Origin of the sequence: Streptomyces sp. NPDC088745 (genome assembly GCF_044751045.1) — a bacterium.
In the GTDB taxonomy this organism is placed as follows: domain Bacteria; phylum Actinomycetota; class Actinomycetes; order Streptomycetales; family Streptomycetaceae; genus Streptomyces; species Streptomyces cremeus.
The window spans coordinates 27,233-50,893 of record NZ_JBIVLB010000011.1 but is presented as its reverse complement, the minus strand read 5'-3'; the positions used below and the strand labels follow the sequence as shown (position 1 = coordinate 50,893).

The 23,661-nt window shown below is 73.5% G+C and carries 18 protein-coding genes; 4 read left to right on the top strand and 14 right to left on the bottom strand.

Annotation, left to right across the window (positions count from 1 at the left end):
- Nucleotides 1-174 precede the first annotated feature (174 nt).
- From gatB to ACIP93_RS25885, 9 genes are all read right to left on the bottom strand, one after another.
- Nucleotides 175-1,686, bottom strand: coding sequence for an Asp-tRNA(Asn)/Glu-tRNA(Gln) amidotransferase subunit GatB (gene gatB / locus ACIP93_RS25925; protein ID WP_345228266.1), 1,512 nt, complete (start codon nucleotides 1,684-1,686; stop codon nucleotides 175-177).
- A gap of 16 nt (nucleotides 1,687-1,702) precedes the next feature.
- The gene (locus ACIP93_RS25920) at nucleotides 1,703-1,942 is read right to left on the bottom strand and encodes a hypothetical protein (RefSeq protein WP_401762102.1); all 240 of its coding nucleotides are present in this window, start codon (nucleotides 1,940-1,942) and stop codon (nucleotides 1,703-1,705) included.
- A gap of 88 nt (nucleotides 1,943-2,030) precedes the next feature.
- Nucleotides 2,031-3,524: an Asp-tRNA(Asn)/Glu-tRNA(Gln) amidotransferase subunit GatA gene (gene gatA / locus ACIP93_RS25915; RefSeq protein WP_345228268.1), complete on the bottom strand. Its 1,494-nt coding sequence runs from the start codon at nucleotides 3,522-3,524 to the stop codon at nucleotides 2,031-2,033.
- A 6-nt stretch (nucleotides 3,525-3,530) separates the two neighbouring features.
- Nucleotides 3,531-3,827: an Asp-tRNA(Asn)/Glu-tRNA(Gln) amidotransferase subunit GatC gene (gatC, locus tag ACIP93_RS25910; protein ID WP_030851400.1), complete on the bottom strand. Its 297-nt coding sequence runs from the start codon at nucleotides 3,825-3,827 to the stop codon at nucleotides 3,531-3,533.
- A gap of 240 nt (nucleotides 3,828-4,067) precedes the next feature.
- Nucleotides 4,068-6,155, bottom strand: coding sequence for a putative bifunctional diguanylate cyclase/phosphodiesterase (locus tag ACIP93_RS25905; RefSeq protein ID WP_380837108.1), 2,088 nt, complete (start codon nucleotides 6,153-6,155; stop codon nucleotides 4,068-4,070).
- Between the two features lie 720 nt (nucleotides 6,156-6,875).
- On the bottom strand, nucleotides 6,876-9,062 hold the full coding sequence (ligA, locus tag ACIP93_RS25900; RefSeq protein ID WP_401762097.1) for an NAD-dependent DNA ligase LigA: 2,187 nt from the start codon (nucleotides 9,060-9,062) through the stop codon (nucleotides 6,876-6,878).
- A 39-nt stretch (nucleotides 9,063-9,101) separates the two neighbouring features.
- Complete coding sequence (locus tag ACIP93_RS25895) at nucleotides 9,102-10,112, bottom strand: methionine synthase (RefSeq protein ID WP_345228270.1); 1,011 nt, start codon at nucleotides 10,110-10,112, stop codon at nucleotides 9,102-9,104.
- On the bottom strand, nucleotides 10,109-10,798 hold the full coding sequence (locus tag ACIP93_RS25890; RefSeq protein ID WP_345228271.1) for an SDR family oxidoreductase: 690 nt from the start codon (nucleotides 10,796-10,798) through the stop codon (nucleotides 10,109-10,111). Before ACIP93_RS25890 ends, ACIP93_RS25895 begins: the two co-directional genes overlap by 4 nt.
- 28 nt (nucleotides 10,799-10,826) lie before the next feature.
- Nucleotides 10,827-11,366, bottom strand: coding sequence for a TIGR00730 family Rossman fold protein (locus ACIP93_RS25885; protein ID WP_345228272.1), 540 nt, complete (start codon nucleotides 11,364-11,366; stop codon nucleotides 10,827-10,829).
- A 122-nt stretch (nucleotides 11,367-11,488) separates the two neighbouring features.
- Here ACIP93_RS25885 and ACIP93_RS25880 point away from each other — a divergent pair, with 122 nt between their 5' ends.
- Entirely contained in the window at nucleotides 11,489-12,268 is a 780-nt protein-coding gene (locus ACIP93_RS25880) for an alpha/beta hydrolase (protein WP_345228273.1), read from the top strand.
- Nucleotides 12,269-12,714: 446 nt separating this feature from the next.
- Here the strand turns inward: ACIP93_RS25880 and ACIP93_RS25875 are convergent, their stop codons facing one another.
- From ACIP93_RS25875 to ACIP93_RS25865, 3 genes are all read right to left on the bottom strand, one after another.
- The gene (locus ACIP93_RS25875; protein ID WP_345228274.1) at nucleotides 12,715-13,548 is read right to left on the bottom strand and encodes an alpha/beta hydrolase; all 834 of its coding nucleotides are present in this window, start codon (nucleotides 13,546-13,548) and stop codon (nucleotides 12,715-12,717) included.
- A gap of 97 nt (nucleotides 13,549-13,645) precedes the next feature.
- The gene (locus ACIP93_RS25870) at nucleotides 13,646-14,476 is read right to left on the bottom strand and encodes an alpha/beta fold hydrolase (RefSeq protein WP_401762092.1); all 831 of its coding nucleotides are present in this window, start codon (nucleotides 14,474-14,476) and stop codon (nucleotides 13,646-13,648) included.
- 215 nt (nucleotides 14,477-14,691) lie between these two features.
- On the bottom strand, nucleotides 14,692-15,849 hold the full coding sequence (locus ACIP93_RS25865) for a serine hydrolase domain-containing protein (RefSeq protein ID WP_401762090.1): 1,158 nt from the start codon (nucleotides 15,847-15,849) through the stop codon (nucleotides 14,692-14,694).
- A gap of 398 nt (nucleotides 15,850-16,247) precedes the next feature.
- Here ACIP93_RS25865 and ACIP93_RS25860 point away from each other — a divergent pair, with 398 nt between their 5' ends.
- Nucleotides 16,248-19,475 (top strand): AfsR/SARP family transcriptional regulator, encoded by a 3,228-nt coding sequence (locus ACIP93_RS25860; protein ID WP_401762087.1) that lies wholly within the window; start codon nucleotides 16,248-16,250, stop codon nucleotides 19,473-19,475.
- A 157-nt stretch (nucleotides 19,476-19,632) separates the two neighbouring features.
- Complete coding sequence (locus tag ACIP93_RS25855) at nucleotides 19,633-20,214, top strand: sigma-70 family RNA polymerase sigma factor (RefSeq protein ID WP_401762085.1); 582 nt, start codon at nucleotides 19,633-19,635, stop codon at nucleotides 20,212-20,214.
- A gap of 102 nt (nucleotides 20,215-20,316) precedes the next feature.
- Here ACIP93_RS25855 and mnmA read toward each other — a convergent pair whose 3' ends face one another.
- Nucleotides 20,317-21,459, bottom strand: a complete 1,143-nt coding sequence (gene mnmA, locus ACIP93_RS25850) for a tRNA 2-thiouridine(34) synthase MnmA (RefSeq protein ID WP_345228279.1) — start codon at nucleotides 21,457-21,459, stop codon at nucleotides 20,317-20,319.
- Between the two features lie 88 nt (nucleotides 21,460-21,547).
- On the opposite strand from mnmA, the gene ACIP93_RS25845 reads away from it, so the two are divergent.
- Nucleotides 21,548-22,240 (top strand): N-acetylmuramoyl-L-alanine amidase, encoded by a 693-nt coding sequence (locus ACIP93_RS25845; protein ID WP_401762082.1) that lies wholly within the window; start codon nucleotides 21,548-21,550, stop codon nucleotides 22,238-22,240.
- Here ACIP93_RS25845 and ACIP93_RS25840 read toward each other — a convergent pair.
- Nucleotides 22,237-23,535: a cytochrome P450 gene (locus ACIP93_RS25840; protein ID WP_401762080.1), complete on the bottom strand. Its 1,299-nt coding sequence runs from the start codon at nucleotides 23,533-23,535 to the stop codon at nucleotides 22,237-22,239. The genes ACIP93_RS25845 and ACIP93_RS25840 overlap by 4 nt on opposite strands.
- Nucleotides 23,536-23,661: the final 126 nt, after the last annotated feature.

Sequence of the window (23,661 nt, the reverse complement as noted above, 5' to 3'; positions counted from 1 at the left end):
CGCGTCCTCGCCCCAGGGGCGGCCGCCGGGCCGGGCGCCGGGATTCCCGCAGGTCGTCCTCGTACGCACGGGCCGTCCTGGCGAGGACGCAGCGCCCGGAGCGCCGGTTCACGCCGAAGGGGCCCCGGTCGCAGGATCGCGACCGGGGCCCCTTCGGCACGTACGAACGGGACGTCAGCCCTCGACGCCCAGCTTCTCCAGGATCAGCTCGCGCACCCGCGCGGCGTCCGCCTGGCCCCGGGTCGTCTTCATGACCGCGCCGACGAGAGCACCCGCCGCCGCGATCTTGCCGCCGCGGATCTTGTCCGCGACGGCCGCGTTGGCCGCGATGGCCTCGTCCACGGCGGCGCCCAGCGCGCCGTCGTCGGAGACGACCTTCAGGCCGCGCTTCTCGACCACCTGGTCCGGGTCGCCCTCACCCGCGAGGACGCCCTCGATGACCTGGCGGGCCAGCTTGTCGTTCAGGTCACCGGCGGCGACCAGGGCGGCGACGCGGGCGACCTGCGCCGGGGTGATCGGCAGCTCGTCGAGCGCGCGGCCGGTCTCGTTGGCGTTGCGGGCCAGCTCGCCCATCCACCACTTGCGGGCGGACGCGGAGTCCGCGCCGGCCTCGATGGTGGCGACGATCGGGTCGACCGCGCCGGCGTTGAGGATCGACTGCATGTCGTGCTCGTTGACGCCCCACTCCTCACGGAGCCGGTTGCGCCGCACGCGCGGCATCTCGGGGAGACCGGCGCGCAGTTCCTCGACCCACTCGCGGGCCGGGGCGACGGGGACCAGGTCGGGCTCCGGGAAGTACCGGTAGTCCTCGGCGTTGTCCTTGATGCGGCCGGACGTCGTGGAGCCGTCCTCCTCGTGGAAGTGGCGGGTCTCCTGGACGATCGTGCCGCCGCCGTCGAGGACCGCGGCGTGCCGCTGGATCTCGAAGCGGGCGGCGCGCTCGACGGAGCGCAGCGAGTTGACGTTCTTCGTCTCGCTGCGGGTGCCGAACTGCTCGCGGCCGTGCGGGCGCAGCGACAGGTTCACGTCGCAGCGCATCTGGCCCTTGTCCATGCGGGCCTCGGAGACGCCGAGCGCCTTGATGACCTCGCGCAGCTCGGCGACGTACGCCTTGGCGACCTCGGGGGCGCGCACGCCGGCTCCCTCGATCGGCTTGGTGACGATCTCGATGAGCGGGATGCCGGCGCGGTTGTAGTCGAGCAGCGAGTGCGAGGCGCCGTGGATGCGGCCGGTGGCACCGCCGACGTGCGTCGACTTGCCGGTGTCCTCCTCCATGTGGGCGCGCTCGATCTCCACGCGGAAGATCTCGCCGTCCTCCAGCTGTACGTCGAGGTAGCCGTTGAAGGCGATGGGCTCGTCGTACTGGGAGGTCTGGAAGTTCTTCGGCATGTCCGGATAGAAGTAGTTCTTCCGGGCGAAGCGGCACCATTCGGCGATCTCGCAGTTGAGCGCGAGGCCGATCTTGATGGCGGACTCGACGCCGATCTCGTTGACGACCGGCAGGGCGCCGGGCAGGCCGAGACAGGTCGGGCACGTCTGGGTGTTCGCGTCCTGGCCGAGCTCGGTGGAGCAGCCGCAGAACATCTTGGTCGCGGTGCCGAGCTCGACGTGGACCTCAAGACCCATCACGGGGTCGTACGTCGCGAGGGCGTCCTCGTACGGCACGAGGTCGGTGGTGACAGTCACGGTGAAACTTTCCCTCTCAGCCCAGCAGGACGTCGTCGTCGCCCAGGCGCTTCAGCTCCCGCAGGAGGATGGCGACGCCGGTGGCGATGGCGGCGGCGGAGACGACGGCGTCGATGAGCTGGAGCGTGTCGTTGTCCGTGCGGGCCCTGCGGGCCTGCTTGATCACGCTCAGCGCGCCGAACGCGGTGGTGCCGATGGACAGGTACGTACCGGTGCGGGACTTCTTGAAGCCCTTGGCCTTGGTCAGTGCGCTCACTGCGTCTCTCCGTTCGCTTCTCCGCCCGCACGGCACAGCGGCGCGGCTTTCACGGTCAGGTGCGGCCCGGAGGCCGCGCGTGCGTCGCTCACAGCGACGGTGCCTCCTCGAGGAGGTGGTGCCCCCACTTTTCCACGAAGGCGGCCTCGACGGCGGCTCCCACCTTGTAGAGGCGGTCGTCCTTCAGGGCGGGGGCGATGATCTGGAGCCCGACCGGCATGCCGTCCTCCGGCGCGAGGCCGCAGGGCAGCGACATGGCGGCGTTGCCGGCCATGTTCGTCGGGATGGTGCACAGGTCGGCGAGGTACATCGCCATCGGGTCGTCGGCGCGCTCGCCGATCGGGAAGGCGGTGGTGGGCGTGGTCGGCGAGACGATCACGTCGACCTGCTCGAAGGCCTTCTCGAAGTCCCGCGTGATGAGCGTGCGGACCTTCTGGGCGCTGCCGTAGTACGCGTCGTAGTAGCCGGAGCTCAGTGCGTACGTGCCCAGGATGATGCGGCGCTTGACCTCGTCGCCGAATCCGGCCTCGCGGGTGAGGGCGGTGACGTCCTCGGCGGACTTCGTGCCGTCGTCGCCGACCCGCAGGCCGTAGCGCATGGCGTCGAAGCGGGCCAGGTTGGAGGAGCACTCCGAGGGGGCGATCAGGTAGTACGCGGAGAGCGCCAGGTCGAAGGACGGGCAGTCCAGCTCGACGATCTCGGCGCCGAGCTTCTTCAGCAGCTCGACCGACTCGTCGAAGCGCTGGAGGACGCCGGCCTGGTAGCCCTCGCCGCGGAACTGCTGGACGACGCCGACGCGCATGCCCTCGACGCTGCCGTTGCGGGCGGCCTCGACGACCGGCGGGACCGGGGCGTCGATGGAGGTCGAGTCGAGCGGGTCGTGCCCGGCGATGACCTCGTGCAGCAGGGCCGCGTCCAGGACCGTGCGGGCGCAGGGGCCGCCCTGGTCGAGGGAGGAGGAGAACGCCACCATGCCGTAGCGGGAGACCGCGCCGTAGGTGGGCTTGACGCCGACGGTGCCGGTGACGGCGGCGGGCTGGCGGATGGAGCCGCCGGTGTCCGTGCCGATGGCGAGCGGGGCCTCGTAGGAGGCGAGGGCGGCCGAGGAGCCGCCGCCGGAGCCGCCGGGGATCCTGGTGAGGTCCCAGGGGTTGCCGGTCGGGCCGTACGCGCTGTTCTCGGTGGAGGACCCCATGGCGAACTCGTCCATGTTGGTCTTGCCGAGGATGACGATGTCGGCGGCCTTCAGCCGCTTGGTGAGCGTCGCGTCGTACGGCGGGATCCAGCCTTCGAGGATCTTGGAGCCGACGGTGGTCGGGATGCCCTCGGTGGTGAAGATGTCCTTCAGCGCGAGCGGGACGCCGGCCAGCGGGCCCAGCTTCTCGCCTGCCGCGCGCTTGGCGTCGACGGCGCGGGCCTGCGCGAGCGCGCCCTCGCGGTCGACGTGCAGGAAGGCGTGGACCTTCTCGTCGACGGCGTCGATGCGCGCCAGGTGGGCCTCGGTGACCTCGACGGCCGTCAGCTCGCCGGAGGCGATCTTCTCGGCCGTCCGGGCCGCGGTGAGCTTGATGATCTCAGTCATGCTGTTTTAGTCCTCCCCCAGGATCTGCGGCACCTTGAAACGCTGCTGCTCCTGGGCCGGGGCGCCGGAGAGCGCCTGCTCGGGGGTGAGCGACGGGCGTACCTCGTCCTTGCGCATGACGTTGGTCAGGGGCAGGGGGTGGGAGGTAGGCGGTACGTCTTGGTCGGCGACCTCGGAGACGCGGGCGACCGCGCCGATGATGTCGTCGAGCTGACCGGCGAAGTGCTCAAGCTCTTCGGGCTTCAGCTCCAGACGCGCCAGCCGTGCGAGGTGTGCGACCTCCTCGCGCGTGATGCCAGGCATGCAGCGATCCTCAGGGGTTGGTGTGCGGTGTGGTTGGTGCGCCCAATCCTATGGGTCCGCGCCGCGTGCCCGCGAAACAGCCGCCACCGCCCCCGGCGCGGCCGCTCCCCCTGTCCCGGCCCGCCCCGATGCCGCCCCTCCCCCGCCCGCGCCCGCCGCGAGCGGGCCCCGGCGGAAAACACCGCCGGGGCCCACTCACCCGGTGGGCCCCGCGGGTGCGGTTCCCCGCGCGGCCCTGGGCTACTCCGGCTCCGCCCGCAGGGAGTCCGCTGCCGCCGCCGCCAGTTCCGCCGGCCGTTGCCAGCCCCGGGAGCCCCGCGCGAGGAGCCACGCCGTGGCCTCCTCCGGCGGCATCGCCGCCGCCACCAGCCACCCCTGCACCGCGTCGCACCGCAGGTCCCGCAGCCGCTCCCACGTCTCGTCGTCCTCGACGCCCTCCGCGACCACCAGCAGCCCGAGCGAGTGGGCCAGGTCGACCGTGCACCGTACGATCTCGGCGTCCTCGGTGTCGACGGCCAGCCGCGCCACGAACGAGCGGTCGATCTTCAGCTCGCTCACCGGCAGCCGCCGCAGGTGGACCAGGGAGGAGTACCCCGTCCCGAAGTCGTCCAGGGACATCTTCACCCCGTGCCCGGTCAGCCCGGCCAGGGTGTCGGCGGCCCGCTGCGGGTCCTCCAGCAGCACGTGCTCGGTTATCTCCAGTTGCAGGGACCCCGCCGGGACCCCGTGCCGCGCCAGCCGCGCCGCGACCGCCCCCGCGAAGCCCGGCGTGTGCACGTCGCGCGGGGAGACGTTCACCGCGACCGGCACGAAGAGGCCCTGGGCGCGCCACCGGGCGACCTGCGCGAGGGCGGTCTCCAGTACGTACTCCGTCAGGTGCGGCATCAGCCCCGACGACTCCGCGATGGCGATGAACTCGTCCGGAGGGACCCGCCCGCGCTCCGGGTGCACCCACCGCACCAGCGCCTCCAGACCGGCGACCTGCCCGTCGAAGCGCACCTTGGGCTGGTAGTGGAGTTCGACGTCGCCCGCGTCCAGTGCCCGGCGCAGGTCCCCCAACAGGCCGAGCCGGTCGGGGGTGTTGGAGTCCCGCTTGGACTCGTACACCTCGACCCCGCTGCGGTCCCGCTTCGCCTGGTACATCGCCACGTCCGCCCGCCGCAGCAGCCCTTCCGCGTCCAGCGCGTGGTCGGGGAAGACGGCGACCCCGGCGCTGGCCTCCAGGACGAGGGTCAGGCCGTCCAGGTCGAGGGGGGAGCCCAGTTCCGCGACCAGGTGCCGGGCGATGCGCTGGGCGCTCGTCGCCGACTCCGTGCGCGGCAGCAGTACGGCGAACTCGTCGCCGCCGAGCCGGGCCGCCTCCGCCCCCTTGGGGAGCGCCGTGCGCAGCCGGGCGGCTATCTGGAGCAGCAGCCGGTCCCCGGCGAGGTGGCCGAGCGTGTCGTTGACGGAGCGGAAGCGGTCCATGTCGATGAGGACCAGTGCCGCCCGGGAGCCGAGCGATTCCGCCTCCTCCAGCGCGGGCCAGGCGCGTTCCAGCAGCCACTGCCGGTTGGGCAGCCCGGTGAGGGGGTCGCGCAGCTGCTCCTCGGCCCGCGCCCTGGCTATCCACAGGGTGGAGTCCAGGGCGATCAGGGGCACGGCGAACAGCGGCAGCAGTACGGGCAGGGCGACCGCGACCACGCAGATCAGCGGGGCGATGCCCAGCAGCGCCCCGGCGACGAGTCCCTGGCGGACCAGGGAGGTCCGGGCGACGGCCGGCAGCCGGCCGTGCTGCGGGGCCCGGGCGAGCCACAGCAGCAGCCGGGTGACCACCACGTAGGCGCCGGCCGTGAGGACGACTTCGGGCAGGGCGCTCCAGTCCCAGCCGAGCGGCTGCCAGGGCTCCTCCACGGTCGGTACGTCGCCGAACAGGCTCAGGGTGAGGGCGGCGGCGACGATGCCGAGGATGTCGACGGCGCCGTGCAGCAGTCCCTGCCGCCAGCGGCGCCGGCGCGCGGTGCCGACCAGCACGACGACGGCCAGGCTGACCAGCCCGGCCGGGACCCATCCGTACAGCAGCAGGACGGCGAGGGTGAGCGCCGCCCCCGATCCCGTGCCGCCCCACCACCGGTCCCGGCCGAGCGCGACGAGGTGGCCGACGATGACGCCGGTGAGGACGGCCAGCGACCAGCCCGTCGCACCGGAGGGGAACACGGCGCGGCCCGCGCCGAGGGTGCCCACGACGCCCGCGCCGAGGACGAGGGCGGCGAGTGCGGCGGGCAGGGCGGGGAGCAGCGGCCCCCACAGCCGGCCGAGCCGGCGCCCCCTGGTCTCTTCGGGGGGCACGCCCTGTCCGGCCGCGGGCGGCGGGGGCCGGTCCTGGGACCGGGTCTGCGTCCGGGCCGCCGGGTGCTGCTGGGGGTATCCGGCCTGCGCCCCGTGGGCACGGCCGTTGCGCTGGGGCAGACCGGGCTGCGGCGACCCCGGCGGGACCTGGCCGACCGGCAGGGCCGGGAGAGCCGGGAGGGGGGGAAGGGGCGGGAGAGGCGTTCCGGCCGGTTGGGGTTGCCCGGTGGGCCGAAGTTGACCGGATTGCTGCGGTCGCCCGGTGCGGGGCGGCGGCCCGGCGTGCGGCGGCGGTGCGGGGCGGCGCGGCGGGTGCGGGGCACGCGGCCGGTGCCGGGGGCCCGCGGTCCGACGGCCGAACAGTGCGGCCAGCGCGGCCAGACCGCGCAGCCGGGAGGCCGAATCGGCACTCTCGGTCGGTTTCATTCCCGTCCCTCTCACAGCCGGCGGTGCCCGTGTCACGCGAGGTGGCCCCGTAGTCATGCCACCACGGCCACTCTCCCGCTTCCCGCCGCCCGGCGGGTGTTCCTTCCGGGGTCGCAGACACCCCGGAGGCGGCAAGCGGTTCCACAGCCGTGCACGACAGGCGCACGTCCCCACAGTAGGCCGCGGCAGGCTCTCCCGGGCAGCCGTAGCCCGCTGTTGCCCGAATGCGACCCGGCCGCCCGACGGCGTCTGCTATGCGCCGAACGGGTGGCCCCCAGGCCGCTGTTCTTCCCGCTACTGCTCCGCCGGAACCGCCGCTTCACGTGCGGCTTCCGGCCCTTGGGCGAGCAGCACCCCGAAGCCCTCCTCGTTGAGCACCGGCACCTTCAGCTGCATGGCCTTGTCGTACTTCGAACCGGGGCTGTCACCGACCACGACGAAAGAGGTCTTCTTCGAAACGGAACCGGTCACCTTCGCTCCGAGGTTCTGGAGCGATTCTTTTGCGCCATCCCTGGTGTGGTTCTCCAGCGTTCCGGTGACGACGACCGTCAGTCCCTCCAGCGGGCGGGGTCCCCGGTCCTCGTCCGCGCCCTCCTCCTCCATCCGCACTCCGGCGGCCCGCCACTTGCGGAGGATCTCCTGGTGCCAGTCGACCGCGAACCACTCCTTGAGCGAGGCCGCGATGATCCCGCCGACGCCGTCGACCCCGGCCAGTTCCTCCTCGCTCGCCTGCTCGATGCGGTCGATGGAGCGGAACTCGCGGGCCAGCGCCTCGGCCGCGACCGGGCCGACGTGCCGGATGGAGAGGCCGGTGAGGACGCGGGCGAGCGGCTTCTCCTTGGCGGCCCTGATGTTCTCCAGCATCGCCAGGGCGTTCTTGCGGGGCTCGCCGTCCTGGTTGGCGAAGATCAGGGCGACCTTGTCCTCGCCGGTCTTCGGGTCCTTCTTGGGCAGTCCGGAGTCTGAGTCCAGGACGTACGACCTGATCGGCAGCAGTTGCTCGATGGTGAGGTCGAAGAGGTCGCCCTCGTCGAGCAGCGGCGGCTCGGCGGGCTCCAGCGGCTTGGTGAGGGCGGTGGCCGCGACGTAGCCGAAGTTCTCGATGTCGAGGCTCTTGCGGCCCGCGAGGTAGAAGAGGCGTTCGCGCAACTGGGCGGGGCAGGTCTGCGCGTTGGGGCAGCGCAGGTCGATGTCGCCCTCCTTCATGGGGCGCAGCGCCGTCCCGCACTCGGGGCACTCGGCGGGCATCACGAACTCGCGCTCGGTGCCGTCCCGCAGGTCCACGACCGGGCCGAGGATCTCCGGGATGACGTCGCCCGCCTTGCGCAGCACGACCGTGTCGCCGATCAGGACGCCCTTCTTCTTGACGACCTCCTGGTTGTGCAGGGTGGCGAACTCGACCTCGGAGCCGGCCACCGTCACCGGCTCGACCTGGGCGTACGGGGTGACGCGGCCGGTGCGGCCGACGCCGACGCGGATGTTGACGAGCTTGGAGTTGACCTCTTCCGGGGGGAACTTCCAGGCGATCGCCCAGCGCGGGGCGCGCGAGGTGGAGCCGAGGCGTCCCTGGAGCGGGATCTCGTCGAGCTTGATGACGACGCCGTCGATCTCGTGCTCGACGACGGAGTGCCGGTTCTTGCCGATGTACGCGATGAACTCCCGCACTTCGTCGAGGGATTCGACCACCCGGTTCTGCTGGGCGGTGGGCAGGCCCCACTCCCTGAGCAGTCCGTACGCCTCCGACAGCCGGGCGATGTCGAAGCCCTCGCGGGCGCCGATGCCGTGCACGACCATCCGCAGCGGTCGGCTCGCGGTGACCCTCGGGTCCTTCTGGCGCAGCGAACCGGCCGCCGCGTTGCGGGGGTTGGCGAAGGGCTTGTCGCCGGCCTCCACCAGGCGGGCGTTGAGCTCGCCGAAGGCCGCCATCGGGAAGTAGACCTCGCCGCGGATCTCCACCAGGTCGGGGACGCGCTCGCCCCGCAGGCGCTGCGGGATCTGGGCGATGGTGCGCACGTTGGGCGTGATGTCCTCGCCCGTGCGCCCGTCGCCGCGGGTGGCGGCGCGGGTCAGCCGGCCCTTCTCGTACGTCAGGTTGACGGCGAGGCCGTCGACCTTGAGTTCGCACAGCAGGTGGTACTCGATGCCGCCGAGCTCGCCCGCGAGCCGCTCGGCCCAGGCGGCGAGCTCCTCGTCGTCGAAGGCGTTGTCCAGGGAGAGCATCCGCTCGCGGTGCCGGACGGAGGTGAAGTCGGTCTCGTACGCCCCGGCGACCTTCTGGGTCGGCGAGTCGGGCGTGCGCAGCTCGGAGTACTCCTCCTCCAGTGCCTCCAGGGAGCGCAGCAGCTTGTCGAACTCGGCGTCGCTGACGACCGGCTGGTCGTTCACGTAGTACCGGAAGCGGTGCTCCTCGATCTGCTCAGCGAGCCGCGCGTGCTTCTCCCGTGCCTCTGCGGGTACCGCTGCGTGCTGTTCGCCAGCCACCGTCTCATCCTCCCGTTGGTCCCGTGCGGGGACTTTTCGTCACTCTGGGTTGTCCGCGAGCGACCGTGCCGCCCGGCTGCTGTGGGCGAGCGCCGCACGGGCGTACGCCGGGGCGGCCCCGGCGAGACCGCACGTGGGGGTGACGACCACGGACTCGTACAGGAGTCCGGGATTCAGCCCCAGCCTGCGCCACAACTGCCTGACCCCCATGACGCTACCGCCCGGGTCTGACAATGGTCCTTCCACGCTCGGCACGACGCCCGCGAAGAGTTTCGTGCCGCCCTCGACCGCTTCGCCGATCGCGTCGTCGTCACGCTCGGTGAGCAGGGTGAAGTCGAACGAGATCCCGTCCGCCCCCGCCCGGCGCAGCAGCGCGAACGGCACGTCGGGGGCGCAGGAGTGCACCACGGCCGGCCCGTCGTGGACGCCCAGCACGTCGCGCAGCGCGCTCTCCACGACCTGCCGGTCGGGCGCCCGGTGGGTGCGGTAGCCGCTGGCGGTCCTCACCTGCCCGCGCAGCACGGCGATCAGCGACGGCTCGTCGAGCTGGAGGACGATCCGCCCGCCGGGAATGCGCCGCCGCACCTCCGCGAGGTGCCCGCGCAGCCCCTCGGCGAGCGAGGACGCCAGGTCGCGGCAGGCGCCCGCGTCGCCCAGCGACGCCTCGCCGCCGCGCAGCTCCAGGGCGGCGGCGAGCGTCCACGGCCCGACGGCCTGCACCTTGACCGGGCCCGTGTACCCCTGGGTGAACTCCTCCAGGGCGTCCAGGTCCTCGCCCAGCCAGGAGCGGGCCCGCCGGGTGTCGCGGCCCGGCCGGTCGCTGAAGCGCCAGCCGCTGGGCTCCAGGTGGACGTACATCTCGGCGAGCATTCCGGCGGTGCGGCCGATCATGTCCGCGCCGGGTCCGCGGCCGGGCAGCTCCGCGAGGTACGGGAAGTCCTCGAAGCTGCCGGTGACGGTTCTGGCGGTCTCGCGGGCGTCGCCGCCGGGCATGGAGCCGACGCCGGTGGCGGGGCCCCACCACTTCTCGGGGGTCTCCTGGGCGCTCATCGTCCGGGCCGTACCGTCAGGTCGTTGACCTCGGCGTCGCGCGGCAGGTCCAGGGCCATCAGGATCGTCGTGGCCACCGACTCGGGGTCGATGAACTTCGCCGGGTCGTACGCCTTGCCCTCCTGCGAGTGCACCTTCTCCTGCATGGGGCTCGCGGTGCGCCCGGGGTAGACGGAGGTGACGCGGACCCCGTTGGCGTGCTCCTCGTGGCGCAGCGAGTCGGCCAGGGCCTTCAGGCCGTGCTTGCTGGCCGCGTACGCGCTCCACTCGGGGCTCGCGTTCAGCCCGGCGCCGGAGTTCACGAAGACCACGTGCCCCTTGTCCAGGCGCAGTTGCGGCAGGAAGAGCCGGGTCAGCTCGGCGGGGGCGATGAGGTTGGTGTTGAGCTGGCTGTGCCAGGCGCGTACGCCCAGGTCGCCGACCGGGCCGAGGTCGACGACGCCCGCGATGTGCAGCAGGGTGTCGACCCGCTCGGGCATCGGCTGGTGCGAGAACGCCCAGGACAGCCGGTCGGGGTTGGACAGGTCGCCGACGAGGGTGCGCGCGCCGGGGAGCCCGGCCGCCAGTTGCTTGGCGCGACCGGCGTCGCGTGCCAGGAGGACGACGTCGTCGCCGCGCTCGTGCAGGCGGCGGGCGACGGCGGCGCCGATGCCCGATCCCGCCCCGGTGATCACATGAGTAGCCATGTGCCCCATGCTCGCACCTGCGGGACGCCTACCGGACCCCGGCGGACTCCTCCAGGTACGCGAGCGCCGCCACCCCGTCCTCGGCGAAGAACACCAGGTCAGTGAGGGGCACGGGCAGGAAGCCCTCCTCGTCCATGCGCTGGAACTGCTGCTTGAGCCCGTCGTAGAAGCCCTCGGTGTTGAGCAGCACCACCGGCTTGTCGGTCATGCCGTGCTTCTTCAGTTCCAGGATCTCGGTCGCCTCGTCCAGGGTTCCGGTGCCGCCGACCATGATCACGATCGCGTCCGACTTGCCGAGGAGCAGCGCCTTGCGCTCGGCGAGGTCCTTGGCGACGACCATCTCGTCGGCCCGCGGGCGGGCCTTCGCCTGGAGGAATTCCACCGACACGCCCACGAGCCTGCCGCCCGCCCGCTCCACACCGTCGGCGACGACCTTCATCAGGCCGACGTCGGAACCGCCCCAGACCAGGGTGTGACCGCCCTTGCCGAGGAGTTCGGCGAACTCCCGGGCGGGCCGGGTGTAGCGCTCGTCGAGATCGGCCGCGGAGAGGAAGACACAGATGTTCATGGCCTCCAACCTAACGCCGGGCCCGGGGGCGCGGAACGCGGCGTCCGGCGGCGGGGCAGCGCCCGGGAAGAACTTTTTCCCACGAGCGATGAGTTCCGCGCGCGCCCGCAGTCCAAGTCGGTATGAGCAAAGTGATTTCGCGGGACGGCACCCCCCTCGCGTACGAGCGCACGGGCGGGGGCGCGCCGGTGATCCTGGTGGGCGGCGCCTTCAGCACGGGTACGGCGGAGGGCCCCCTCGCGGGCCTGCTCGCCGGGCGCTTCAGCGTCGTCACGTACGACCGCAGAGGCCGCGGCGGCAGCGGCGACACGGCCCCCTACGCGGTGGCCCGGGAGGTGGAGGACCTGGCGGCGCTGATCGAGGAGGTCGGCGGCAGCGCCTGCCTGTACGGGATGTCGTCGGGCGGCGCGCTGGTGCTGCGGGCGGCCGCGGCCGGGCTGAGCGTGCCGCGCGTCGCCGTGTACGAGCCGCCGTTCACGGTGCTGGAGGAGACGCGGGCCGAGAAGACCGCGTACACCCGGCGGCTGAACGCCCTGCTCGACGCGGGCGAGCGGGGCGCTGCGGTGGAACTGTTCCTGTCCGTCGTGGGCATGCCGGCGGAGTTCGTCGCGCGGATGAGACGGGCTCCGGTGTGGCGCTCGTTCGAGTCCCTGGCGCCGACGCTGGCGTACGACGACGCGGTGATGGGCGACGGGACGGTGCCGGTGGACCGGCTGGCGGCGCTCACGCAGCCGGTGCTGGTGGTGTCGGGGGACGCCGGCCCCGGTGTCATGCGCGACGCGGCCCGCCTGACGGCGGACGCGGTGCCCGACGGCCGCCATGTCGCCCTGCCGCAGCAGACGCACGACGTGGACCCGCGGGAACTGGCGCCGGTGCTGGAGGAGTTCTTCGCCGCCGCCTGAACCGGGTGTTCTCCGCCGCCGTCCGAACCGGGCGCGGGCCGGGCGGTGGGCGGTGCGGGCCGCCGCTCGGGGGGCTGCCGGGCGTCCGTGCCCCCCCCCCCGGGGGGGGGGGGGGGGGGCCCGGCCCGGGGGCCCCCCCCGGGACGGCCCCCCCCGGGGGGCCCGCGCCCCCCCCACCCCCCCCCCCGCCCCCCCCGCGGGGGGGGGGGGGGGGGGGGGGGGGGGGGGGGGGGGGGGGGGGGGGGGGGGGGGCCGGGGGGGGGGGGGGGGGGGGGCGGGGGGCGGCGGGGGGGGGGGGGGGGGGGGCCCACGGCCCGGGGGCCCGTCGGCTGACGGCCCGCGCAGGGGGGAACGGCTCCGGCCTCACCCGCCCGGCGCGCGCTCCGGACCGGGCGGGCGCTCCGGACCGGGCGGGCGCTCCGGACCGGGCGGGCGCCGGACGTCGGTCACTTGGCCAGGAACTCCAGGAGGGCCTCGGTGACCTCCTCGGCGTGGGTCCACAGCAGGCCGTGCGGCGCGCCGTCGATGACGACGTAGTCGGCCTGCGGGAGGGCCTGGTGGAAGGGGGTGCCGGTGGACTCGATGGGCAGGATGCGGTCGGCGGTGCCGTGCAGGATCAGCGCCGGGACGTCGATCTTCGGCAGGTCGGCGCGGAAGTCGGTGGACCACGTCGCCACGCAGGCCCGGGAGGCGTGCGCGGAGGCTCCTGCCGCGACGTTCCAGCTGTTGCGGACGGCCTCCTCGCTGATGCGGGAGCCGAGGTTCTCGTCGAGGTTGTAGAAGTCCTCGTAGAACGCGGTGAAGTAGGCGTAGCGGTCGGCGGTGACGGCCGCTTCGATCTCCGCGAAGACGGCGCCGTCCACACCGCCGGGGTTGTCGTCGGTCTTCAGGAGGAAGGGTTCCAGGGAGGCGAGGAAGGCGGCCTTGGCGATGCGGGCCGATCCGTACGTACCCAGGTAGCGGCCGACCTCGCCGGTGCCCATGGAGAAGCCGACCAGGACGGCGTCGGTGAGGTCGAGAGTCTCCAGGACCGTGTTCAGGTCGGCGGCGAAGGTGTCGTAGTCGTAGCCGGTGGTGGGGTGGCTGGAGCGGCCGAAACCGCGCCGGTCGTACGTGATCACGCGGTAGCCGGCCGACAGCAGCGCGGCGGTCTGCTTCTCCCAGGAGTGGCCGTCGAGCGGGTAGCCGTGGATCAGGACGACCGGCTGACCGGTGCCGTGGTCCTCGTAGTACAGCTCGATGCCGGTCGAGTTCTCCTGGCCGACGGTGATGAACGCCATGGTGGAAATGTCCTTCGGTGCGGGATGCGGTGGAGGGTGGAACGGCCGGGCGCGGCTCTGGGGCCCCGTCCGGCCTCGGTGCGGGCGGTCCCGCCGTTCAGCGGACCGCGCGGGCCGCGCGCTCGACGACGCGGGCGACGGCGTCGGGGCGGGACACCGACACGGCGTGCGACGCGTCGACGGCCGTGGTGCGTGCCCCGGCGCGGCGCGCCATGTAACGCTGCGCGGCCTCCGGGATGTTGAGGTCCTGGGTGGTCACCAGGGCCCAGGAGGGGATCGTCTTCCAGGCGGCCTTCGTCGACTTCTCCGCCAGCGCGGCCGCGGCGACGGGACGCTGTCCGGCCGCCATGAGCCGGGCCTTGTCCGCCGGCACGTCCGCGGCGAACTGGCCCCGGAACTTCCCGGCCTCGATGTACACGTCCTCGCCCCGGGTGCCGTCGGGCAGCGTGTAGTGGACGGACTCGACGGCCCGGCCGAGGGTGCTGCCGGGGAACTTGTCCGTCAGCCCGAGCGAGCTCTCCCCGGTGTCGGGCAGGAACGCGGCGATGTAGACCAGCGCCTTCACCTTGCCCTCCAGGCCCGCCGCGGCCTGGCTGATGACCGTGCCGCCGTAGGAGTGGCCGACCAGCACCACGGGCCCGGCGATGCGGTCGACGACGCCGCGCAGGTGGGCGGCGTCGGCCGCCGGGCCGCGCAGCGGGTTGGCGGCGGACACCACGGCGTAGCCGGCTCGCTGGAGCCGCGCGACGACGCCGTCCCAGCTCCCGGCGTCGGCGAACGCGCCGTGCTCCAGCACGATCGTCGGCCGCTCCGGGCGCAGGGGCGCGGCGCTGGCCCCGGCGGGCAGGGTGAGGGCGGCGGCGGACAGGCCGACGGCGGCTGTGACGCCGAGCAGGGCGGACCTGCGGGTGAGAGGGGTGGTGCGCATGCGGTGAACGTCCTTCTTCCTCGGCCGTCGGCCCGGTGCGGGCGCGGCGACGTGGGGCGGTGTGTACGGCGGGGGCGGGGCCCTGCGTCCTGCTCTACGACGGCGGACCCGCTTCGGTTCACCGGGAGGTCGGAACTGTCGGCGCCGGGTCCGGGCGGGCCCGCTCCCGGCAGGCCCGGGTCGGATCGGGCCGGGTCGGATCAGGTCAGGTCAGGTCAGGCTCGGTCCGAGGCGTCCAGGACGTCGTAGACCCGCTTCAGGTAGGTGTGCGTGCGCTCCGAGCCGAGGAGGCCGTCGCCCAGCCGGTTCATCGTGTACGAGAACGTGACGCGCCGGTCGAGGTCCATCAGCACGATCGATCCGCCCCGGCCCACCCAGAAGCAGACCCGCCCGGCGGCCGGCAGGTGGGGCATCGTCCGGGCGTCGGCGAGCGCGAAGCCGACGCCCCAGCGCACCGGAACACCCAGGAACAGGTCGATCCCGTCGGCCTGCACGTCGAAGATCCGGTCCACCGTGTCCGCGGAGAGCAGCCGGGTGCCGTTGACCAGGCCGTGCCGGGAGATCGCGGAGAGGGCGCGGGCCATGCCCCGCGCGTTGCCGTGTCCGTTGACGGCTCCGAGTTCGGCACGGCGCCACCGGGGGGTGTCGACGTGTTCGTCCCGGGCGGGACTGCCGAACAGCGTCCTGGCGAAGATCCCCTCGGGGTCCAGGTCGGCGGGCAGCCCGGCGGCCTGCCGCGGGGCCACCAGGTCGGCGATGCGCGGCCAGTCGGCCTCCCGCGCACCGATCTGGACGTCCGCCTGGGCCGGCTTCGCGATCTCGGTGTGGACGAAGTCGGTCAGGGACCGGCCGCTGACCCGCCGGACCAGCTCTCCGATCAACTGCCCCTGGGTCTGCACGTGGTAGCCCGAGGCACTGCCCGGCTCCCACCAGGGGGCCTGCGCGGCCAGCCGGGCGCTCGCGGTCGGCCGGTCGTACAGGTCGTCCATGGTGAAGGGCTGCTCCCAGCCCGAGAGCCCCGAGGTGTGGGCGAGGACGTGCCGCACCTCGATGTCCTGTTTGCCCCGGGCGGCGAATTCCGGCCAGTAGTGCGCGACCGGGCGGTCCAGATCGAGTGCGCCCCGGTCGACGAGGACGAGGGCCGCCAGGCTGCTCAGCGTCTTGGTGGTCGACCACAGACCGACCAGGGTGTCCTGACTCCAGGGCACGCCGCGGGCCGCGTCGGCGTGCCCGCCCCACAGGTCGACCTCCATGACGCCGTCGACGTCGACGGCGATCGACGCCCCCAGCTCCTCGCCGGACCGCAGGTTCGCTGCCAGCGCCTCCCGGACCGGCTCGAACCGCGCGGTGCTCGTTCCCTCGACGGTGACCATGGCTTTTCCTCACTCTTGACGACGTCCGTTCGGTCACACAACGGCACGGACCGCCCGCCGGTTCACCTCGTGTCGCGGGGCGTCGCAGGGCCGGGAGGCGCGCGGGGCGGCGTCCGGGGAGCAGCCACCGCCGCCGTCGCCGTGCGTGAGGGCCCTGTTAGCATCGTGCCTGCTGTGCGGGCAGCGGACGACGCGGTCCTTGCCGCTCCGGACACCCGCACCGGCCTCCCCCTCCCCGCCTCGGCGGACCGCGCACCGCGACGAGGGCCGCACGGACGTCGGGGTGGCCCGTCCGCCCGGCTCACGTCACCGCGGGACGGACGCACGCAGGTCCGCGGGCCATGGCCGGGGACGTGCCCCGGCGGTGGCGCCGTCGAGCGGGATTCCGGGTGAATGCGATGACAGGTGCAGGGCAGGGGCTCGACTTCGGGCTGCTGGGTCCGCTGGTGGTGCGGCGGGCGGGCGCGGTCCTCGATCCGGGGCGACGCAGGCAGCGGCTGCTGCTGATACGCCTGCTGCTCGCCGACGGCCGGGCGGTGGCGCCCCAGGTGCTGTGCGAGGAACTGTGGCCGCAGCAGCCGACACGGTCGGCGGGCGGAGCGGTGAACTCCCTGCACGCGCACGTCAGCAAGCTGCGCGCGGTCCTGGAACCCCCGCACCTGCGCGGGAGCGGCCCCTTCGAGCTGCTGGTCACCGAGCCGCTCGGCTACGCCCTGCGGGTCCCGCCCGAGAGCCGTGACTCCGTACGCTTCGAACGGTCGCTGGCGCAGGCGCGCCGACGGATGGACCGGGGCGAGCCCGAACGCGCCGCCGAAGAGGCGGAGACCGCGCTGGGGCTGTGGCGCGGCACCGCGTTCGCCGACGCGGCGCACCACCTGTTCGTCGCCCAGGAGACCGCCCGGCTGGAGGAGCTGCGGCAGGCCGCCCGCGAGCTCCGCGCCACCGCACTGCTCCTGCTGGGCCGGAACGCCGAAGCCCTGGACGCGGCACGGGAGTTGACCACCGAGCACCCCCTGCGGGAAACCGGCTGGGCCCTGCTGCTGCGCGCCCTGTACCGCGCCGGACGGCACCCCGAAGCGCTTCAGCGCTACACCGAACTGCGCCGGCACCTCGCCGACGAACTCGGCCTCGAACCCGGCCCGGCCCTGCGCGCCCTGCACCAGGGCATCCTCCACCACGACCTGCCGCCGCTCCTCCCGGCCGGTGAGCCGACCGGATGCGGCACGACCGCCGCCCCTGGCACGTCCACCGCCCCCGGCACGCTCTGCGCCCCCGGCGTGGGCACTGAGCGCCGCCGCGACCCGATCGAGCGGGCGGGGACCGGGCCCGGGATCGGAGTGCGGTGCACGGCCGAGGCAGCCGCGCCCTCCAGCCCGACCGCCACCGGCCCGACCGTCACCGACCCGGCCACCGGCGTCCCGGCCGCCCCGCCGGAAGCACCTCGCACCTCCGCCCCGGAAGAGGAGACGGCACCCCCGCCCCCCGCGCGCCCCGCCCAACTGCCGCGCAGCCTCCCGGTGTTCGCGGGACGGGACACCGAGGGCGCGTGGCTGTCGGCCGTGAGCGGTGCGCCGGGCCGGTCCGGTGCGCCCGCCGCCCCCGTCGTCGTCATCAGCGGCACGCCCGGTGTCGGCAAGACCACCTTCGCCGTCCACCACGCCCACCGCGTCGCCCCGTCCTTCCCGGACGGGCAGCTCTTCGCCAACCTGTGCGGCTTCCACCCCCACGCGCCCGCCGTGGACCCCGGCGCCGTCCTGCACGGCTTCCTCACCGCCCTCGGTGTTCCCGCGCAGCGCATCCCGGAGGACACCCCGGCCCGCAGCACGCTCTTCCGCTCCCTGCTCGCCGACCGGCGCGTGCTGCTGGTCCTGGACAACGCCCGCGACGAGCAGCAGGTGCGCCCCCTGCTCCCGGCGGGAGCGGGCTGCCTGACCCTGGTCACGAGCCGCAACCGGCTGCCCGGACTGATCGCCGCCGACGGCGCCAGGCCCCTCACCCTCCCGCTGCCCTCGCCGGCCGAGGCCCACCAGGCCCTCGAACGACGCCTGGGAAGCGAACGGCTGGCCGCCGAGCCCTCCGCCACCGCCGAGCTCATCGAACTGTGCGGACGGCTTCCGCTGGCCCTGGCCGTGGTCGCCGCCCGCGCCGAACTCGACCCGGCCTTCCCTCTGCACGCCGTCGTCGACGACCTGCGGCACACGCCCGGCGACCTCGACGCGTTCACCGGCTTCGACAGCAGCACCGATGTGCGCGCCGTCTTCTCCTGGTCCTACCGGGCCCTGGACGACCACGCCGCCCGGCTGTTCCGCCTCCTGGCCCTGCACCCCGGGCCCCACATCACGGCCCCCGCCGCCGCCAGTCTGCTCGGCCTCCCCGTGGCCGGGACCCGCCGCGTGCTCGCCTCCCTGGTCGGTTCCTGCCTCGTGGAACAGCCGCTGCCCGGCCGCTACGGCCTGCACGACCTGCTCCGCAGTTACGCGGGCGAGCTCACCCGGCTCCACGACACCGCCCAGGACCGCCGGCAGGCCACCCTGCGGGTGCTGGACCACTACCTGTTCACCGCCCACCGGGCCAACCAGCTCCTCAAGCAGGACACGACGGCCGAACTCGACCTCGGAGCGCCGCAGCCGGGCGTGGTCCCGGAGGAGTTCACCGGCGTCCAGCAGGCGAGCGGGTGGTTCGCCGCCGAACAGCGGGTCCTGGCCGACCTGCTCCACTGCGCCGTCACGCAGGATCTCGACCGCCACACCACCGGGCTCGCCTGGTCGCTCAAGGAGCACCTCCAGCGCCAGGAGTTCTGGCCCGAGGCCGTCGCCGCGCTGACCCCCGCCCTGACCGTGGCCCGGCGCCGGGGCGACCTGCTCGAAGAGGGCCGCTGTCTGCGCCACCTCGGCAGCGTCCACGGCTACCTCGGCCATCAGGACGAAGCCCTGCGCCACCTGCGACGCGCCACCGCGATCTTCGAACAGCTCGACGCGACCGGCGAACAGGCGCGGGCCCACTACGTGATGGCGTGCGCGCTGTTCCTGTTCGGCCGCACCGAGGAGGCCGTGACGTTCTCCGAGCGGGGACTTGAGCTGTCCCGGGCGACCGGTGAGGAGCTGTGGCTGGCCGAGTGCCTGCTCGAACTCGCCTGGTTCCACTCCAACCTGGGGCACTTGGAGAAGAGCCTGCGGTACAGCGAGGAGGGCATCGCCCTGTTCCAGCGCCTGGACGCGCCGTGGCAACTGGCCCAGGGGTGGGACATCGTGGGCCACACCCTCCGTGCGCTCGGCCGGTACGAGGAGTCGGCGGCCACCTACCGGCGGGCGTCCCTGGCGTTCGAGGAACTGGGCGACCACCGGAACGCCATCGGCACCCTGATGCGTCTCGGAGACACCCGGCTGGCCCAGGGCGACCGGGACGGCGCCCGGGCGGACTGGGTCAAGGCCCTGGGCAACGCCGAGGAACGGGCCATGCGGCACAGCGCCCAGCAGGTCCGCGACCGGCTCACGGCCCTGGACACGGAGGCGGATCCGGTGCCCGCCGTGCCGGAGCGGGTGGTCGGGAACCACCGGCTCCCGACCCCGCACCGGGACGCCGCCGCACGGGAGCCCGCCGGCCGGGGCGGGCGGGCGGCGCACTAGTCCGCAACGGCCGTCAGACCGAAAGGCGGAAAGACCGGAAAGCGCGACAAGGAGACGACAAGGTTCGGCAAAGGGGCCCCGACGAGTGTGTGAACCACTCCCCCGCAACCGCGGGAGAGCAGCTCACAGAGCACTCGAACAGGAACGGGCACCACCCATGGACGCAATCACGGAAGCGGGGGCCGGCACCCTCGCCCCGCCTCGGGCGCACCCGCGGCACCTCGCCCCGGACGCCGACTGCGACGCCTTCGTGCGCGACGTCTACGACCGGTACGGGCCGCTGCTCCTGCGGTACGCCGCGCGGCTGCTCGACGGCGACTGGCACAAGGCGCAGGACATCCTCCAGGAGACCGCGGCCCGCGCCTGGAAGCACGGCCGGTTCCTGAGCACCCGCGGCGAACACGTCCGGCCGTGGCTGTTCACCGTGACGCGGAACCTGGTCGTCGACCACCATCGGGCCCGGCGGAACCGGCCGCTGGAACTCATGCCGGCCGAGGACCTGGACGCCTCCTGGGACAGCACGGATTCCGCGATCACCACCCATGCGGTCCTGAACGCGCTGCGCGAACTGACCGAGCAGCAGCGAACCGTCATCCGTCTCATGTACTGCCTGGAGTACAGCGTGAGCCAGGCGGCCGAACAGCTCGACATCCCGCCCGGCACCGTGAAGAGCCGCTCCTTCTACGCCGTGCGGGCGCTGCGCAGGGCGCTGGCGAAGCAGGGTGTCCTCGCCGGGTGAGCCACGGCGCGGGCGTCCGGCTCCAACGGCCGCCTGCGAGCGGTCCGCTCAGACGGCCGCCCGCGAGCTGTCCGCCGAGACGGACGCCCGCGAGCACTCCGCTCAGACGGCCGCCTGCGTGCGCCGCGACGTCGTCGCGATCGTCGCCGAGCCGACCACGCGCGTGCCGTCGTACAGCACGATCGCCTGGCCGGGCGCGACCCCGCGCACCGGCTCCCCGGTGAAGGTGACGCGCAGTTCGCCGTCGACGACCTCGGCGTGCACCTCGGTCTCGCCGCCGTGGGCGCGGAGCTGGGCGGTGTACGTGCCCGGGGCGGCCGGCTCGGTGCCGCACCAGCGGGGGCGGATCGCGGTCAGCGCGGTGACGTCGAGGGCCTCGGCGGGGCCGACGGTGACGGTGTTGTTCACCGGCGAGATGTCCAGCACGTAGCGCGGCTTGCCGTCGGCGGCGGGGTGGCCGATGCGCAGGCCCTTGCGCTGGCCGATGGTGAAGCCGAACGCGCCGTCGTGGGTGCCCAGCTTCGCGCCCGACTCGTCGAGGATGTCGCCCTCGGCCCGGCCGCCGAGGCGGCTCGCCAGGAAGCCCTGGGTGTCGCCGTCGGCGATGAAGCAGATGTCGTGGCTGTCGGGCTTCTTGGCCACCGCGAGGTCACGGCGCTCGGCCTCGGCGCGGATCTCGTCCTTGGTGGTGAGGGTGTCGCCGAGCGGGAACATGGCGTGCGCGAGCTGCTTCTCGTCCAGGACCCCGAGGACGTACGACTGGTCCTTGGCCATGTCGGAGGCGCGGTGGAGCTCCCGCGAGCCGTCCTCCCTGACCACCACCGTCGCGTAGTGCCCGGTGCACACGGCGTCGAAGCCGAGCGCGAGGGCCTTGTCGAGCAGGGCGGCGAACTTGATCTTCTCGTTGCAGCGCAGGCACGGGTTCGGGGTGCGCCCGGCCTCGTACTCGGCGACGAAGTCCTCGACGACGTCCTCGCGGAAGCGCTCGGCGAGGTCCCACACGTAGAACGGGATGCCGATGACGTCGGCGGCCCGGCGGGCGTCCCGGGAGTCCTCGATGGTGCAGCAGCCGCGCGCGCCGGTCCGGAAGGACTGCGGGTTGGCGGAGAGCGCGAGGTGGACTCCGGTCACGTCGTGTCCGGCCTCCACGGCACGGGCGGCGGCGACGGCGGAGTCGACGCCGCCGGACATGGCGGCGAGGACGCGGAGGGGGCGCGGGGCAGCGGGGCGCGGGGTATCGGTCATAGCTCGTCCAGAGTAGTCGGAACCTTCACCGACCTCCCAAGCGTTACAGGATCAGGGGCAGGGGCAGGCAGACGGAGAGGGGGGCGCGGTGGCCGGCAGGGCGGAACCGCAGCCGTCGGCGGGCGGGAGGCCGAGCAGACGCGGCTTCCTCATCGGCACGGGTCTGGTGGTGACCGGCGCGGCGGTGCTGTGGGGCGACGAGGCGTCCCGGCTGTGGTGGAAGGTGCCGGGCGTGGACAAGCAGCGCACGGACGGCGACGTGGACCAGCCGGGCGCGCGGTGGGTGCCGGCGTCGGCGCGCAACCTGCGCACGGCGGACCGCCCGGACGACTACCGCATCGACCGGATCGTGATCCACACCACGGAGGGCAGCTACGACTCGGCGATCCGGGTCTTCCGCGACCCGCTGCACGCGGCCGCCGCGCACTACGTGATCCGCGCCGAGGACGGGCACATCACGCAGATGGCCCGCGAGCTGGACGTGGCGTACCACGCGGGCGACCGCGGCTACAACGAACGCAGCGTCGGCATCGAGCACGAGGCGTTCGCGCACCGGAAGGGCACGCTGACGGAGGTGATGTACCGGTCCTCGGCCCGGCTGGCCGCCGGCATCTGCGCCCGGTACGGCATCCCGGTCGACCGCGAGCACATCGTCGGCCACGTGGAGGTCCCGGGCACGGACCACACGGACCCGGGCCCCTACTGGGACTGGGACCACTACCTGGGGCTGGTCCGGCAGGAGACCCGCCGCCTGGCCCCCCTCCCCGCGCGGAGCACCTAGCGCAGGTGCACCGGCAGCGAGTCGACGCCGTACACGATGGAGAGCTTGCGGAAGTCCAGGTCCTCCGGGCGCACCGCGAGCCTCAGCTGCGGGAAGCGGCGGACCAGCGCCGGGTAGGCGGCCCGCAGCTCCATGCGGGCGAGCTCGGCGCCGATGCAGCGGTGGATGCCGTAGCCGAAGGCGAGGTGGCCGGAGGCCTTGCGGTCGGGGTCGAAGCCGCCGCCGTCGGGGGTGTACGAGGCGTCCCGGTTGCCGCCGGCCAGGGAGCAGAGCACGAGGTCGCCCTTGGGGATGTGCACACCGGCTATCTCGATGTCCTGCCGGGCGAAGCGCGGGAAGGCGACCTGCACGACGGTGAGGTAGCGCAGCGCCTCCTCCACGAAGGGGGCGGCGGCCGCGTCGTCGTCGCGCAGCCGCTCGAAGGCCCGCGGGTTCTGGAGCAGCAGCAGGGAGCCGAGGGCGAGCATGCTCGCGGTGGTCTCGAAGCCGCCGGTGAGGACGCCGTCGGCGAGGCCGGCCAGCTCCTCGTCGCCGACGGTGTCGCCGTGGTCGCGGATGATCATGCCGATGAGGCCGTCGCCGGGGTTCTCGCGCTGCTTCTTGACCACGTCGCGGAAGTACGACAGGGACTCGGACATCGCGCCGAAGGGCGCCGTCGCGCCGCTGAACAGGTCGAAGCGCTCCATGGCGAGCTGCTGGAAGTCGTGGCGGTCCTCGTAGGGGACGCCGAGCAGCTCGCAGATGGTCAGGGAGGGGATCGGCAGCGCGAAGTTCTGCACCAGGTCGACCGGGCCGCCCGCGGCGCCCGCGGCCTCCATCGCGTCGAGCTGCTCCTCGATGAGGGTCTCGATGCGCGGGGTGAGCCGGCGCAGGCGGCGCATCGTGAACTCGGGGGTCAGGATGCGGCGCAGGTGCGTGTGGACCGGCGGGTCGCTGAAGCCGAGGCCGCCGGGGTTGTGCTCGGCGACGACGCCGGCGTTGCCCGCGAGGTTGGTGAAGTCACTGCTGAAGCCGTCGGTGGAGCCGAGGACCTCCTTCGTCTCCTCGTACCCGGTCACCACCCAGGCGTCCATGCCGAAGGGCAGCGGCACCTGGTAGACCGGGGACTGGGCGGCCCTGGCGGACAGCTTCGCCACCGGGTCGAGACCGTCGCGGCGCATGGGCAGGAGCAGGTCCTGGGGAAGCCGGTTGAGCAGCGAGGAGCTGATTCCGTGCTTCTGGATCCTGGCCAGGTACATGCGCCCGATCCGCGCGGTGATGCGGGAACGGAGGGTCGCCTTCAACGTGAACTCCATGGGTCGTCGTGCGGCCCCCACGCGCGGCGCGTGACTTCTGCGACTTCTGAGGGACATCAGAGGGCTCAAGTATAAAGAGCGATTGCGGGCCGTCAGGGTTGAGCGTGATGAGGGTTACATAAAACA